Origin of the sequence: Geodermatophilus amargosae, assembly GCF_900116515.1 — a bacterium.
In the GTDB taxonomy this organism is placed as follows: domain Bacteria; phylum Actinomycetota; class Actinomycetes; order Mycobacteriales; family Geodermatophilaceae; genus Geodermatophilus; species Geodermatophilus amargosae.
Genome location: NZ_FPBA01000001.1, coordinates 352,601 through 365,928, shown reverse-complemented (window position 1 = coordinate 365,928; position 13,328 = coordinate 352,601). Strand labels below are relative to the sequence as shown.

Sequence of the window (13,328 nt, the reverse complement as noted above, 5' to 3'; positions counted from 1 at the left end):
GTGCCCCAGGGACAGGTCGCGGTCACCCCGCAGGACGGGCTGACGACGCGTCAGCGCCGCAACCGGCCGCTGCTCGTGGTGCACACCGGCGAGATGAAGGGCAAGTCCACCGCCGCGTTCGGCATGGCCATGCGGGCGTGGAACCAGGGCTGGTCGATCGCGGTCTACCAGTTCGTCAAGAGCGCGAAGTGGCGGGTCGGCGAGGAGAACGCGCTGACCGCCCTGGGCCGGCTGCACGCCGACACCGGCGAGGGCGGCCCCGTGGTCTGGCACAAGATGGGCTCGGGCTGGAGCTGGTCGCGCCGGCAGGGCAGCGAGGTCGACCACGCCGCCGACGCCGCCGAGGGCTGGGCGCAGATCAAGCGCGACCTCGCCGCCGAGGCGCACCGCTTCTACGTCCTCGACGAGTTCACCTATCCCCTCAAGTGGGGCTGGGTCGACGTCGACGACGTCGTCGCGACGCTGACGGACCGGCCGGGCACCCAGCACGTCGTGGTCACCGGCCGGGACGCACCGCAGGCACTGGTCGACGCCGCCGACCTCGTGGTGGAGATGACCAAGGTCAAACACCCGATGGACGCCGGTCAGAAGGGCCAGCGGGGGATCGAGTGGTGACCGGCGGGGTGGGCGGGTGAACAGCGCAGTCCCGCGCGTGGTCGTGGCCGCCCCGTCGAGCAACGCGGGCAAGACGTCGGTCACGACCGGGCTGGTCGCGGCGCTCACCGCCCGGGGCCTGGCGGTCTCCCCGCACAAGGTCGGCCCCGACTACATCGACCCCGGCTACGCGGGCCTGGCCGCCGGCCGGCCGGGCCGCAACCTCGACCCCTGGCTGTGCGGCGAGGAGCGCATCGCGCCGCTGTTCCTGCACGGCGCGCGCGGTGCCGACGTCGCCGTGGTCGAGGGGGTCATGGGCCTGTTCGACGGCGCCACGCACCCCGAGGTCGAGCCCGGCTTCTCCTCGACGGCGCACGTGGCGCGGCTGCTGCGCGCACCGGTGGTGCTGGTCGTCGACGCGTCGTCGCAGGCGCGCAGCGTCGCGGCGCTGGTGCACGGGTTCGCCACCTTCGACCCGTCGGTGCGCCTCGGCGGCGTGGTGCTCAACCGGGTCGGCAGCGACCGGCACGAGGCGATCCTGCGCGAGGCGCTGGGCGCGGCCGGGGTGCCGGTGCTCGGGGCGGTCCGGCGGCTGGCCGAGCTGGGCACGCCCTCGCGGCACCTCGGGTTGGTGCCCGCCGCCGAGCGCTCGGCCGAGGCGCTGGCCACCGTGCGCCGCCTGGGCGAGGTGGTCGCCGGCGGCGTCGACCTCGACGCCGTGCTGCGGCTGGCCCGCACCGCCCCCGACCTGCACGTCGCGCCGTGGGACCCGGCCGCCGAGGTGACCCCGGTCCCCGGGCGGCCGCGCATCGCCGTCGCCGGCGGGCCGGCGTTCACCTTCGGCTACGCGGAGAACGCCGAGCTGCTCGCGGCCGCCGGCGCCGAGGTGGTGACCGTCGACCCGCTGCGCGACGAGGCGCTGCCCGAGGGCACCGCGGGGCTGGTCGTCGGCGGCGGCTTCCCCGAGGTCTACGCCGACCAGCTCTCGGCCAACACGACGCTGCGGGCCGACGTCGCGGCGCTGGCCGCGCGCGGCGGACCGGTCGCCGCCGAGTGTGCCGGTCTGCTCTACCTCTCCCGCGAGCTCGACGGCTCGCCGATGTGCGGCGTCCTCGACGTCGCGACGGCGATGACGCCGCGGCTGACCCTCGGCTACCGCGCCGCGGTGGCGCCGGCCGACAGCGTGCTGGCCCCCGCGGGCACCCGCGTGCGCGGCCACGAGTTCCACCGCACGCACGCCCTCCCCGCCGCCGGCCCCACCCCGGCCTGGCAGTGGTCGGCGGGCGCCCCGGAGGGCTTCGTCGCGGGCTCCGTGCACGCCTCCTACCTGCACCTGCACTGGGCCGGCAGCCCCGCGCTCGCCGAACGCCTCGTCGCCGCCTGCGCCGCGCCCGTGCGCGCCGACCGATCGGAGTCGCATGCACATCGCTGAGGGCTTCCTCCCGGCACCGCACGCGATCGGCTGGACCGTCGCGGCCGCGCCGTTCGTCGTGCACGGCGCCCGGGCGGTCGTGAAGGAGGTGCGCGAGCACCCGGAGTCCACGCTGCTGCTCGGTGCCGCCGGGGCGTTCACCTTCGTGCTGAGCGCGATCAAGCTCCCCTCGGTCACCGGCAGCTCCAGCCACCCGACCGGCACCGGCGCCGGCGCGGTGCTGTTCCGGCCACCGGTGATGGCGCTGCTGGGCACGGTGGTCCTGCTGTTCCAGGCGCTGCTGCTGGCCCACGGCGGGCTGACCACGCTGGGCGCCAACGCCTTCGCCTTCGCCGTCGTCGGGCCGTGGGCCGGCTACGGCGCGTACCGGCTGGCCAGGGGCCTGGGCGCCGGGCTGCTGCCCGGCGTCTTCGTGGCCCTCGCGCTGGCCGACCTCGCCACCTACGTCACGACGTCGCTGCAGCTGGCGCTGGCCTTCCCCGACGCGGCCAGCGGCCTCGCCGGTGCGGCGGCGAAGTTCCTCGGCGTCTTCGCCCTCACCCAGGTCCCGCTGGCGGTCGCGGAGGGCCTGCTCGGCGTCCTGCTGTTCCGGGTGCTGACGGTCAACGCCCGGCCGGAGCTCGAGCGCCTCGGCGTGCTGCGCCCCGCCACTGCGGAGGAGACGGCGGAGGAGACGGCGGAGGAGGTCCGGTGACGCGCCGCCACCTCGTCACCGCGCTGCTCGTGCTCGCGGTCGTCGCGCTGTTCGCCCTGCCGCTGGTGCTCGACGGCGGCGCGTCCGAGTACGCCGGCACCGACAGCCTGGCCACCGAGACGATCGAGGAGTCCGGGTACACGCCCTGGTTCGAGTCGGTGTTCTCGCCGTCGTCGGGCGAGGTCGAGTCCGGGCTGTTCGCGCTGCAGGCGGCCCTCGGCGGCGGCGTGCTCGGCTACGTGCTGGGCCGGCTGCGCGGTCGCCGCGGCGCCCGGGAGACCGCCCCGCCCGCCGAGGCGCCGTGACCGGACTGGCGGTGGACGACGCCGCGTGGGCCAGCGCCTGGCGCACCCGCTCGCCGGTGGACAAGCTCGTCCTCTGCGCGGGCCTGGTCGTCTGCGCGCTCGTCCTGCCCGTCTGGCCCGGCGGCGTGCTCGTCGCGCTGGCGGCCGTCCTCCTGGCACTGGGCCCGGCCCGGGTGCCGGCCCGCACGTTCGGCCGCGCGGTGCGCTGGCCGCTGGCCTTCGTCGCCGTCGGCGCGGTCACCGCCGTCGTCTCGGTCGACGGCGGCGGCCTCGGGTGGGCGCCCGACGCCGCGGTCCGGGCCGGCGAGCTGGTCGGGCACTCGGTGGCCGGGGGCGCGGCGGTGCTGCTGCTCGCCACCACCACGCCGATGAGCGACCTGCTGCCGGCGATGCGGCGGCTGCGCGTGCCGGGCGCCGTCGTCGAGGTGGCGAGCGTGACCTACCGGCTGCTGTTCGTGCTGCTGGAGAGCCTGCACACCATCCGCGAGGCGCAGACCGCGCGCATGGGCCACTCGTCGCTGCGCCGCTCCTACCGGTCCTCGGGGGTGCTGGCCGCCGCGGTGCTCACCCGCTCCTGGGACCGCGCCCGGCGGATGCAGGAGGGCCTGGCCGGCCGCGGGATGGAGACCGGGCTGCGCGTGCTGCCCGAAGCACGCCCGTCCTCCCCCGCGTTCCTGGCCGCGACCGCGACCGGCCTGGCCGCGCTGGTCGTCCTCGGTGTGCTGGCATGAGCCACCGCACGATCACCGCCGAGGGGCTGGTCGTCGGTTACCAGCGCGGCCGCCGGGTGCTCGACGGCGCCTCGCTGACCATCCCCGCCGGCCGGCGGCTGGCCGTCCTCGGCGCCAACGGCTCGGGCAAGACGACGCTGCTGCGCTGCCTGTCCGGCGCGCTGCGCCCCGATTCCGGCGCGGTCGCCGTCGACGGCGCCCTGCTGCGGCACACCCGCGGCGGGCTGCGCGCGCACCGGCAGGAGGTGCAGCTCGTCCTGCAGGACCCCGACGACCAGCTGTTCAGCGCCTCGGTCACGCAGGACGTCTCCTTCGGCCCGCTCAACCTGGGCCTGCCGGAGGACGCGGTGCGCGAGCGGGTGGCCGAGGCGCTGCGGCTGCTCGCCGTCGACGGCCTGGCCGCGCGGCCGACCCACCAGCTCTCCTACGGCGAGCGCAAGCGGGTCGCCATCGCCGGCGCGGTCGCGATGCGTCCGTGCGTGCTGCTGCTCGACGAGCCCACCGCCGGCCTCGACCCCTCCGCCGTCGCCGAGGCGCTGGCCGCGCTCGACCGGCTGCAGGCCTCGGGCTCCACGGTGGTCATGAGCACCCACGACGTCGACCTCGCGCTGCGCTGGGCCGACGAGGTGGCCGTCGTCGTGGACCGGCGGGTCGTGCAGGGCCGTCCCGAGGACCTCCTCGCCGACGACGGCCTGCTCGCCCGCGCCCGCCTCGACCGGCCCTGGGCGCTGACCGTGGGCGTCCGGCTGCGCGACCTCGGCCTGCTGCCCGACGGCCCGCTCCCCCGCGATGCCGCCGCGCTGCTGGCCGCCCTCCCCGACCGGCCCGGCGTCACGCCGTGGAGGTGACCGTCGGCGTCGGCGCGGTGCCCGGGGTCTCGGCCGAGGAGGTGCTGGCCGCCGTCGACGCCGTCCTGCCCAGCGGCGCCCGGGTGACCGCGCTGGCCACCCTCGACGTCCGGGCGGCCGAGCCGGGGCTCACGGGGGCCGCGGCGGCGCGCGGCTGGCCGCTGACCGGCCACCCCGCCGCGGTGCTGGCCGCGGTCGCGGTGCCCTCGCCGTCGGCACGGGTGGCCGCGGCGGTGGGCACGCCGTCGGTGGCCGAGGCCGCCGCGCTGCTCGGCGGCGCGCGGCTGGTGGTGCCCAAGGCGGTGCACAGACGGGTGACCGTGGCGGTGGCCGCGTGACCGACCCCCTCCTCCACCACGGCGACGACGAGCTCGCGCCCGGCCTGGTCGACCTCGCCGTCAACGTCCGCACGGGCACGCCGCCGCCCTGGCTGCGCGAGGTGCTGCGGGCGGCCCTCGACGGCGTCGCCGCCTACCCCGACGCGCGCCCGGCCCGCGCCGCGGTGGCCGCCGCCCACGGCCGTGACCCCGCCGAGGTGCTGCTCACCGCCGGGGCGGCCGAGGCGTTCGTGCTGGCGGCCCGCGCGCTCGCGCCCCGCCGGGCGGTGGTCGTGCACCCGTCGTTCACCGAGCCGGAGGCGGCGCTGCGCGCGGCCGGCCACCCCGTGGAGCGGCTGCTGCTCGACCCGCCCGCGTACCGGCTGGACCCGACCGCCGTCCCCGCCGACGCCGACCTGGTGGTGCTGGGCAACCCGACCAACCCCACGTCGGTGCTGCACCCGCACCGGGACGTCGCCGCGCTGGCCCGCACCGGCCGCGTCCTGCTGGTCGACGAGGCCTTCGCCGACACCGTGCCCGGGGAGCCGGCGTCGCTGGCCGGCCGCACCGACCTGCCGGGGCTGCTGGTCGTGCGCAGCCTGACCAAGACCTGGGGGCTGGCCGGCCTGCGCGTGGGCTACGCGCTCGCCCCGGCGGACCTGGTGGCGGCGATGGCGGCCGCGCAGCCGCACTGGCCGCTGTCCACTCCGGCCCTGGCGGCGGCGGTGGCCTGCACGACCGAGGCCGCCCGCGCCGAGGCCGACGCGGCCGCACGCGAGCTCGCCGGGCACCGGGCCGCCCTGCTGGCCGCGCTGCCGCCCGGGGTGGCCGTCGTCGGGGAGCCGGCCTCCTCCTTCGTGCTGCTGCGGGTGGCCGGTGGCGCGCGGGTGCGCGCGGCGCTGCGCGACCGGGGGTGGGCGGTGCGCCGCGGGGACACCTTCCCGGGCCTGTCCCCCGACCACCTCCGGGTGGCCGTCCGCGACCCGGCGACCTCCCGTGCGTTCGCCGCGGACCTCGCTGCGATCCTGTGTCCCGAGATCCCTGGTCCGATCCCGACGACGACGTCGCTGCCGGCCGCCGTCCCAGAGGAGCACCGCTGAACGCGACCCCCGTCGACCCGTCGTCCGGCGTCGTCTACCCCGTCGGCCTGCGCCTGCTCGGCCGCCGCGTCGTCGTGGTGGGCGGCGGCCAGGTCGCCCACCGCCGGGTGGCCGGGCTGCTCGAGTCCCGCGCGCGGGTCACCGTGGTCAGCCCGGAGGTCACGCCCGCGCTGGAGGCGCTGGTGGCCCCCGGCTCGCTGACCTGGGTGCGCCGCGGCTACCGGTCCGGCGACCTCGACGGCGCCTGGTACGCCGTCGCCGCCACCGACGACCCCGCCGTCAACGCGGCCGTGGCCGAGGAGGCCGAGCGGCTGCGGGTCTTCTGCGCCCGCGCCGACGACCGGTCGGCCTCCAGCGTCTGGACGCCCGCCGTCGGCCGGCAGGGCGACCTGGTGGTCGGCGTGCACGGCGGCGGCGACCCGCAGCGGGCGGTGGGCGTGCGTGACGCCGTCGTCGCCGGGCTGTCCGACGGGAGCATCCGCGACCGCGCCTCCCGGGAGCCCTCGGGCGGGCGGGCCGGCAGCGTGGTCCTCGTCGGCGGCGGGCCGGGCGACCCCGGGCTGATCACCGTGCGCGGGCAGCAGGCGGTCGCCCAGGCCGACGTCGTGCTGGCCGACCACCTCGCACCGCAGTCGCTGCTGGCCTCGCTGCCGCCGGAGGTCGAGGTCATCGACGCCTCGAAGCTGCCGCGCGGCCGGTCGATGGCACAGGAGCAGATCAACGCGCTGCTGGTGCAGCACGCGCTGGCCGGGAAGCGGGTGGTGCGGCTCAAGGGCGGCGACCCGTTCGTCTTCGGCCGCGGCATGGAGGAGCTCGAGGCGTGCGTCGCGGCGGGCGTGCCGGTCGAGGTGGTGCCCGGCGTGACCAGCGCGATCGCCGTCCCCGCGCTGGCCGGCATCCCGGTCACCCACCGCGGGCTCACGCACGAGTTCGTCGTCGTCTCCGGGCACGTGCCGCCGGGGCACCCGCAGTCGCTGGTCGACTGGGCGGCGCTCGGGCGGCTGCGCGGCACGGTCGTGGTCCTCATGGGCGTGGACACCGCCGGGGCGATCGCCGCGGCGCTGGTCGAGCACGGGCGCGCGCCGGAGACGCCGGTCGCCGTCGTCGCCGACGGGTCGACCGCCACGCAGCGCGCGGTCCGCACCACGCTGGCCGGGCTGGCGCGCACGCTGAGCGACGAGGGCATCCGCCCGCCCGCGGTGTGGGTCGTCGGGGAGGTCGTCGGCCTGGCCGCGGAGGGGCAGACTCCCCGGTCGTGACGACCCGGCTGCCCGCCGCCCTGCTCGCGCCGGTCCTCCTCGTGCAGGGGGCCGGGGTGCGTCGCCGCACGCCGGTGCTGCCCGAGGCCGCGGGCCCGCGCAGCGGCGTCGTCCCCGGGGAGGTGCCGGCCCTGACCGTCGCGGTGCTCGGGGAGTCGCCGGCCGCCGGCGTCGGGGTGGCCACGCAGGAGGACGCGCTCGCCGCCCGGTTCGCCGAGGCGCTGGCCGGCGAGAGCGGCCGGGAGGTGCGCTGGCGGCTGTCGGCCCGCACCGGGACGACGGCCGCGCAGGCCCTCGGGCGCCTGGTCCCCGGGCTGGCCGGCCCGCCTGCCGACGTGGTCCTCGTGGTCCTCGGCGTCAACGACACGCTGCGGCTGCGCCGCCGCGCCGCCTGGCGCCGCGACGTCGCCGCGCTGCTCGGCGCGCTGGCCCCGCTCACCGCCCCGGGCGGCATCGCGGTGCTCGCCGGGCTGCCGGACATGGCCCGCTTCCCGACCCTGCCGCAGCCGCTGCGCGGGGTGCTCGGCCGGCACGCCCGGGCGCTCGACCGCGAGCTGGAGGCCCTGGTCCGCCCGGGCGTCCGGCACGCCCCGGCGCCGCCGCTGGACGGGCCGGGGCTGTTCGCCGAGGACGGCTTCCACCCCGGTGCCGCCGCCTGCCGGATCTGGGCCGGCGAGCTGGCGCGGGTGGCTCTCCGCCCGTGACAGCATTGCCACTGCCGATGTAGCAGTCCTACTATCCCGGCATCACTCCCGACCGCGGAGGCCTCGATGCCCCGTTCCGCTCCCCTCCCCGACGACCCGGTCATCGAGGTCCGCGGCCTGCGGATGACCTACGGCAGCACCGAGGTCCTCGCCGGTGTGGACCTCACCGTCGCGCCCGGCGAGGTGGTCTGCCTGCTCGGGCCCAACGGCGCCGGCAAGACCACGACCATCGAGGTCCTCGAGGGGTTCCGGCTCCGCTCGGGCGGGGACGTCCGCGTGCTGGGCGTCGACCCGGCCGAGGGCGGCGACGACTGGCGCGCCCGCGTGGGCGTCGTCCTGCAGTCCTGGCGGGACCACGCGCGCTGGACGCCCCGCCGGCTGCTGACCCAGCTGGGCGGCTACTACGAGCCCTACTCGACCCCGCAGCGGCCGCGGCCGTACCCGGTCGAGGACCTGCTGGAGACCGTCGGGCTCACCGACGCCGCGGACCGGAGGATCGTCACGCTGTCCGGCGGCATGCGGCGCCGGCTCGACGTCGCCGTCGGGATCATCGGCCGGCCCGACCTGCTCTTCCTCGACGAGCCGACCGCCGGGTTCGACCCGCAGGCCCGGCGCGACTTCCACGACCTGGTGCACCGGCTCTCCGACCTCGAGGGCACGAGCATCCTGCTGACCACGCACGACCTCGCCGAGGCCGAGCGGCTGGCCGACCGGATCCTCATCCTGGCCGGGGGCCGCATCGTCGCCGACGGCAGCGCGGACGAGCTCACCCGCCGGGTGGCCGGGTCCAGCGAGGTCCGGTGGAGCATCGGCGGGGAGCGCTTCGTGCACGCGACGGCGGATCCCACGCCCTTCGTCCGCCGGCTCTTCGAGCAGCACGGGGACGCCGTCGCCGACCTCGAGGTGCACCGCGCCAGCCTCGAGGACACCTACATCGCCATGGTCGGCCGGCAGGGTGCCGGCGCCGAGGCGCCGCGCCCGCTCGCGGGGTCGGTCCGGTGACCGCCGCGACGGCGCACGCGGTCCGGCTCGGCGTACGGCGGGGCTGGACGGAGTTCGTCCAGAGCCTGCGCAGCCCGCAGGACCAGGCCTTCTACGTGGTCACCGCCCTCGGGACGCTGGTCTTCCTCTGGGTCAACCGCGACGACCGGGTCGAGGGCACCTCGCTGCTGTTCCCGACCGTCGCACTGCCGAGCATCCTCGGCGCCCTGCTCGCCTTCGGCGTGGTGATCGGCCCGGCCTACGCCCTGGCCATGGAGCGGGAGGACGGCACGCTGCTGCGGCACAAGGCCCTGCCGCACGGGATGCAGGGGTACGTGACCGGCCAGCTGGTCTACCACTCGCTGGGCCTGGTGCCCTCGCTGGTGACCATCCTCCTGCCGGGCCTCCTGCTGTTCGACGGGCTGATGTCCGGCGGCGCGGCGGGCTGGGCGACGCTGGCGTGGGTCGTCGTCCTCGGGCTGGCCGCGACCCTGCCCTGGGGCATGGTGCTGGGGGCCGTGGTGCCGAGCACCCAGAAGGTCGGCACCTGGGGGATGCTGCCGATCCTGGTGCTCACGGGCATCTCGGGGATCTTCGCGCCGGTCCAGGCCCTGTGGGGCTGGCTGCAGGTGGTCGCGCAGGTGTTCCCGACCTACTGGATCGGGCTGGGCATGCGCTCGGCCTTCCTCCCGGACGGTGCGGCGGTCGCCGAGCTGGGCGGCTCCTGGCGCACCGGGACGACGGTCGCCGTCCTGGCCGCCTGGACCGTCGCCGGCCTGCTCGTCGCCCCCCGCGTGCTGCGGCGCATGTCCAGGCGGCAGTCCGGCTCGCAGGTCGAGGCCGCCCGGGAGGCCGCGCTGCAGTGGGTCCGGTGACCTCCGACCGGGACGCCGTCTACAACCGGATCGCGCTCCTGCGGGCCGAGCAGGGCGTGACCCGGCGGGAGCTCGCGGACGCGCTCGGCGTCCACTACCAGACGGTCGGCTACCTGGAGCGCGGCGAGTACAACCCCAGCCTGCACCTGGCGCTGCGCATCGCCGAGTTCTTCGGCCTGCCGGTGGAGGTCGTCTTCTCCACCCGGCCCTTCCCACGGATCAGCGACGCCGCCCGCCCGGCGCAGGCCGACCCGCCCGCCGCGGCCGGCTGAGCCGGTCCCTCCCTCAGATGTTGGCGCCGTCCGGTGGGGGTCCGTCGGGCAGCGGTGCGGCGAAGCCACCGCCCACGGCGTCCGGCGTCGGCATGCCCACCGTGTAGGACGTCATCGACAGCGACCCGTAGGCGTAGCCGTCGACGAGCACGTCCGCCGTCGTACCGGTGGCACCGGCCATGCCGGCGACGTAGAGCAGCGGCAGGAAGTGGTCGGGCGTGGGGACGGCGAGGTCGAAGTCCCGGTGGCCGTCGAGGCGCCCGACCGCACCCGGGTCGGTGAGCATGAGCTCCCGCGCGGCGGAGTCGAAGCGCTGGGCCCAGTCGAAGCCGGCGTCGGGCAGGGCGCGGCTGACCCCGCCGAGGTTGTGCACCACGTTGCCGCTGCCGATCACCAGGACGCCGTCCTCCCGCAGCGGGGCGAGCGCGGCACCCATCTGCAGGTGGTAGTCGAACCCCTTGAGCGCGTTGATCGACATCTGCACGACCGGGATGTCGGCCTCGGGGAAGGCGTGCAGGAGCACCGACCACGCGCCGTGGTCGATCCCCCAGCTGTCGAGGTCGGCACCCACCCAGGTCGGGGAGACGACGTCGGCCACCTGCTCGTGCAGGTCGGGCAGGCCCGGGGCGTCGTAGGAGACGTCGAAGAGCTCCCCCGGGAAGCCGAAGAAGTCGTGGATCGTGCGCGGGCGCGGCATCGCCGTCACCGCGGTGGCGTGCACGTACCAGTGCGCCGAGACGACGAGGATCGCCCGCGGCCGGGGCACCGCACGGCCGAAGGCGCGCCAGGCCTCGGTGTAGCGGTTGCGCTCGAGGGCGTTCATCGGGTTGCCGTGCCCGATGAAGGCAGCGGGCATGAGGGTCATCCGGCTCTCCTCCCTCACGGCGGCAGCGAGCTGATCGGTCCCGTCCGGATCATGCCCCGCGCGCGGGGGCTGGGCGAGGCGCACTCAGCCCGCGCGGCCGGCCGGCGGGAGGCGCCGCAGCTGCGGGGACAGCCGGCGGGCGCCGGGTCCCTCGGCGGCCGCGGCGTCGCCCGGGTTGGACAGCCTGCAGGCCGTCAGCGACAGGCAGCCGCAGCCGATGCACGAGGACAGCCCGTCGCGCAGCTGCTCCAGCGCGGCGATCTGCGCGTCGAGCCGGTCCCGCCACCCGGCCGACAGCCGGGCCCAGTCGCGGGCCGACGGAGTGCGCCCGTCGGGCAGCGTGGCCAGCGCCTCCCGGATCTCCGGCAGCGACAGGCCGACGTTCTGCGCCGCCCGCACGAAGGCCAGCCGGCGCAGCACCGAGCGCGGGAAGCGCCGCGCACCGCCGGACGTGCGACTGGCGGCGATGAGCCCCTCGGCCTCGTAGTGCCGCAGGGCAGACGGCGCCAGTCCCGACCGCGCGGCCACCTCCCCGATCGGCAGCAGATCCACCGCGCCCCCTTGACCTCAAGTCGACTAGAGGTCCCACGGTAACCCCATGACCTCCACCGCAGTGATCACCGGGGCCTCCCGCGGCCTCGGACTCGCCCTCGCCACCGAGCTGTCGCAGCGCGGCTGGCGGCTCGTCGTCGACGCCCGCGACGCCGGCCGGCTGGACTCCGCCGTCGCCGGGCTCCCCCGTCCCGACCTGGTCAGCGCGGTCCCGGGCGACGTCGCCGACCCGGCCCACCGCGCCGCCCTCGCCGCCCTCGCCGGCGACTCCCTCGACCTGCTCGTGAACAACGCCTCGGCCCTCGGCCCCACCCCGCTGCCGCGTCTGGCCGACCTCCCGCCGGCGGCGCTGGAGGACGTGCTGCAGACCAACGCCGTCGCCCCGCTCGCGCTGGTGCAGGCGCTCCTCCCCGCCCTCGAGCGCGCCCGCGGGACCGTGGTCTCGGTCAGCAGCGACGCCGCGGTCGAGCCCTACCCCGGCTGGGGCGGCTACGGGGCGAGCAAGGCCGCGCTCGACCAGCTGACGGCGGTGCTCGCCGTCGAGCACCCGGCACTGCGCGTGGTCGCCGTCGACCCCGGCGACATGGCCACGGACATGCACGCCGCCGCCGACCCCGATGCCGACCCGGCCGACCTGTCCGCACCCGGGGACGTCGCCCGGGCGCTGCTGCGGCTGCTCGACGGGGACCTGACCGGCGCGCGCGTGCGGGCCGCGGACCTGGCCGTGGGGGCCGCGCGATGACCGCCGTCGCCGTCTCGACGGGAGCCGTCCCGATGGGAGCCGAGGCCACCGAGCCGCCGGAGCGCCGCGGCCTGACCCGCGACGGCGTGCGGCTGATGGCCGTGCGCCCGGGCAGCCTCACCCACGCCCGGTTCACCGACCTGCCCGGCCTGCTGGAGCCCGGCGACCTCGTCGTCGTCAACACCTCGGCGACGCTCCCGGCCCGCCTGACCGCCCGGCGGGCCGACGGCACGGGCACGCCGGTGCACGTCTCGACGACGCTGGACGACGGCACCTGGGTGGTCGAGGTCCGCCGCCCCGGCGACGACGGCCCCGAGACCGGCCTCGAGCCCGGCGCCACGCTGACCCTGCCCGGCGGCGTGCGGCTGGTCCTGCGCGACGGCTTCCCGGACCCGGCCCGGCCGGGGAGGCTGTGGCGGGCGGCCGCCGACCCCGCCGTCGCCGTCCCCGCGTACCTGGCGCGGCACGGCGAGCCGGTCCGCTACCGCCACCTGCGCGGACCGCTCGTGCTCGACGACGTCCAGAACGTCTACGCCACCGAGCCGGGCAGCGCGGAGAACGCCAGCGCCGGCCGGCCGTTCACCGACCGGCTGCTGGTGCGCCTCCTGGCGCGCGGCGTCCCGGTGGTGCCGCTGGTCCTGCACGCGGGGGTGTCCAGTCCCGAGCTGCACGAGCCGCCGGCGCCGGAGCGCTACCGCGTCCCGGAGGTCACCGCCCGCCTGGTCACCGCCACTCGGGCGGCCGGGCAGCGGGTGGTCGCCATCGGCACGACGGTCACCCGGGCGCTGGAGACGGTCACCGGCGAGGACGGCGTCACCCGGCCCGGCGAGGGCTGGACCGACCTGGTGCTCGGCCCGGACCGGCCGGTGCGGGCGGTGACCGGGCTGGTCACCGGCCTGCACGAGCCCGAGGCCAGCCACCTGCTGCTGCTCGAGGCGGTCGCCGGCCGCGACCTGGTCGAGCGCGCGTACGCGGCCGCGGCCGGCGCCTACCTGTGGCACGAGTTCGGCGACTCGATGCTCTTCCTGCCCTAGACCGCCGGGTGGCAGACGGCCTC

General features: G+C 77.4%; 17 protein-coding genes. 15 read left to right on the top strand and 2 right to left on the bottom strand.

The window, feature by feature from the left end:
- From cobO to BM414_RS01665, 13 genes are all read left to right on the top strand, one after another.
- A complete protein-coding gene (gene cobO, locus BM414_RS01725) occupies positions 1 to 615 on the top strand; it encodes a cob(I)yrinic acid a,c-diamide adenosyltransferase (protein WP_093577695.1) in 615 nt (204 codons plus the stop codon).
- A gap of 16 nt (positions 616 to 631) precedes the next feature.
- Positions 632 to 2,026, top strand: coding sequence for a cobyrinic acid a,c-diamide synthase CobB (locus tag BM414_RS01720; RefSeq protein ID WP_093577694.1), 1,395 nt, complete (start codon positions 632 to 634; stop codon positions 2,024 to 2,026).
- A complete protein-coding gene (locus BM414_RS01715) occupies positions 2,013 to 2,720 on the top strand; it encodes an energy-coupling factor ABC transporter permease (protein ID WP_093577693.1) in 708 nt (235 codons plus the stop codon). Before BM414_RS01720 ends, BM414_RS01715 begins: the two co-directional genes overlap by 14 nt.
- Positions 2,717 to 3,025 (top strand): energy-coupling factor ABC transporter substrate-binding protein, encoded by a 309-nt coding sequence (locus BM414_RS01710; RefSeq protein ID WP_093577692.1) that lies wholly within the window; start codon positions 2,717 to 2,719, stop codon positions 3,023 to 3,025. Before BM414_RS01715 ends, BM414_RS01710 begins: the two co-directional genes overlap by 4 nt.
- The gene (gene cbiQ / locus BM414_RS01705; RefSeq protein ID WP_093577691.1) at positions 3,022 to 3,756 is read left to right on the top strand and encodes a cobalt ECF transporter T component CbiQ; all 735 of its coding nucleotides are present in this window, start codon (positions 3,022 to 3,024) and stop codon (positions 3,754 to 3,756) included. The genes BM414_RS01710 and cbiQ overlap by 4 nt, the downstream gene beginning before the upstream one ends.
- On the top strand, positions 3,753 to 4,604 hold the full coding sequence (locus BM414_RS01700) for an energy-coupling factor ABC transporter ATP-binding protein (protein WP_093577690.1): 852 nt from the start codon (positions 3,753 to 3,755) through the stop codon (positions 4,602 to 4,604). The genes cbiQ and BM414_RS01700 overlap by 4 nt, the downstream gene beginning before the upstream one ends.
- Positions 4,595 to 4,942, top strand: coding sequence for a cobalamin biosynthesis protein (locus tag BM414_RS01695; protein WP_245784391.1), 348 nt, complete (start codon positions 4,595 to 4,597; stop codon positions 4,940 to 4,942). Before BM414_RS01700 ends, BM414_RS01695 begins: the two co-directional genes overlap by 10 nt.
- Positions 4,939 to 6,021 (top strand): Rv2231c family histidinol phosphate aminotransferase CobC, encoded by a 1,083-nt coding sequence (gene cobC, locus BM414_RS01690; RefSeq protein WP_093577689.1) that lies wholly within the window; start codon positions 4,939 to 4,941, stop codon positions 6,019 to 6,021. Before BM414_RS01695 ends, cobC begins: the two co-directional genes overlap by 4 nt.
- A complete protein-coding gene (gene cobA, locus BM414_RS01685) occupies positions 5,949 to 7,280 on the top strand; it encodes a uroporphyrinogen-III C-methyltransferase (RefSeq protein ID WP_245784390.1) in 1,332 nt (443 codons plus the stop codon). Before cobC ends, cobA begins: the two co-directional genes overlap by 73 nt.
- Positions 7,277 to 7,984, top strand: coding sequence for an SGNH/GDSL hydrolase family protein (locus tag BM414_RS01680; RefSeq protein WP_217644469.1), 708 nt, complete (start codon positions 7,277 to 7,279; stop codon positions 7,982 to 7,984). Before cobA ends, BM414_RS01680 begins: the two co-directional genes overlap by 4 nt.
- Before the next feature lie 66 nt (positions 7,985 to 8,050).
- The gene (locus tag BM414_RS01675) at positions 8,051 to 8,986 is read left to right on the top strand and encodes an ABC transporter ATP-binding protein (protein ID WP_245784389.1); all 936 of its coding nucleotides are present in this window, start codon (positions 8,051 to 8,053) and stop codon (positions 8,984 to 8,986) included.
- Positions 8,983 to 9,840: an ABC transporter permease gene (locus BM414_RS01670; protein WP_093577688.1), complete on the top strand. Its 858-nt coding sequence runs from the start codon at positions 8,983 to 8,985 to the stop codon at positions 9,838 to 9,840. Before BM414_RS01675 ends, BM414_RS01670 begins: the two co-directional genes overlap by 4 nt.
- Entirely contained in the window at positions 9,837 to 10,112 is a 276-nt protein-coding gene (locus tag BM414_RS01665; RefSeq protein ID WP_093577880.1) for a helix-turn-helix transcriptional regulator, read from the top strand. Before BM414_RS01670 ends, BM414_RS01665 begins: the two co-directional genes overlap by 4 nt.
- Positions 10,113 to 10,125: 13 nt before the next feature.
- Here the strand turns inward: BM414_RS01665 and ygiD are convergent, their stop codons facing one another.
- Positions 10,126 to 10,977, bottom strand: a complete 852-nt coding sequence (gene ygiD / locus BM414_RS01660) for a 4,5-DOPA-extradiol-dioxygenase (protein WP_217644467.1) — start codon at positions 10,975 to 10,977, stop codon at positions 10,126 to 10,128.
- A gap of 84 nt (positions 10,978 to 11,061) precedes the next feature.
- Complete coding sequence (gene soxR, locus BM414_RS01655; protein ID WP_093577687.1) at positions 11,062 to 11,529, bottom strand: redox-sensitive transcriptional activator SoxR; 468 nt, start codon at positions 11,527 to 11,529, stop codon at positions 11,062 to 11,064.
- A gap of 46 nt (positions 11,530 to 11,575) precedes the next feature.
- Here soxR and BM414_RS01650 point away from each other — a divergent pair, with 46 nt between their 5' ends.
- Together BM414_RS01650 and BM414_RS01645 are read left to right on the top strand one after the other, a co-directional pair.
- Positions 11,576 to 12,271: an SDR family NAD(P)-dependent oxidoreductase gene (locus BM414_RS01650; protein WP_093577686.1), complete on the top strand. Its 696-nt coding sequence runs from the start codon at positions 11,576 to 11,578 to the stop codon at positions 12,269 to 12,271.
- On the top strand, positions 12,268 to 13,305 hold the full coding sequence (locus tag BM414_RS01645) for an S-adenosylmethionine:tRNA ribosyltransferase-isomerase (RefSeq protein ID WP_093577685.1): 1,038 nt from the start codon (positions 12,268 to 12,270) through the stop codon (positions 13,303 to 13,305). Before BM414_RS01650 ends, BM414_RS01645 begins: the two co-directional genes overlap by 4 nt.
- Positions 13,306 to 13,328 lie beyond the last annotated feature (23 nt).

Excerpts from the sequence above, each read along its gene's own strand:
- BM414_RS01645 (WP_093577685.1), top strand. The coding sequence starts at position 12,268 with ATGACCGCCGTCGCCGTCTCGACGGGAGCCGTCCCGATGGGAGCCGAG.
- BM414_RS01650 (WP_093577686.1), top strand. The coding sequence starts at position 11,576 with ATGACCTCCACCGCAGTGATCACCGGGGCCTCCCGCGGCCTCGGACTC.
- BM414_RS01700 (WP_093577690.1), top strand. The coding sequence starts at position 3,753 with ATGAGCCACCGCACGATCACCGCCGAGGGGCTGGTCGTCGGTTACCAG.
- BM414_RS01675 (WP_245784389.1), top strand. The coding sequence starts at position 8,051 with ATGCCCCGTTCCGCTCCCCTCCCCGACGACCCGGTCATCGAGGTCCGC.
- ygiD (WP_217644467.1), bottom strand. The coding sequence starts at position 10,977 with ATGACCCTCATGCCCGCTGCCTTCATCGGGCACGGCAACCCGATGAAC.
- BM414_RS01715 (WP_093577693.1), top strand. The coding sequence starts at position 2,013 with ATGCACATCGCTGAGGGCTTCCTCCCGGCACCGCACGCGATCGGCTGG.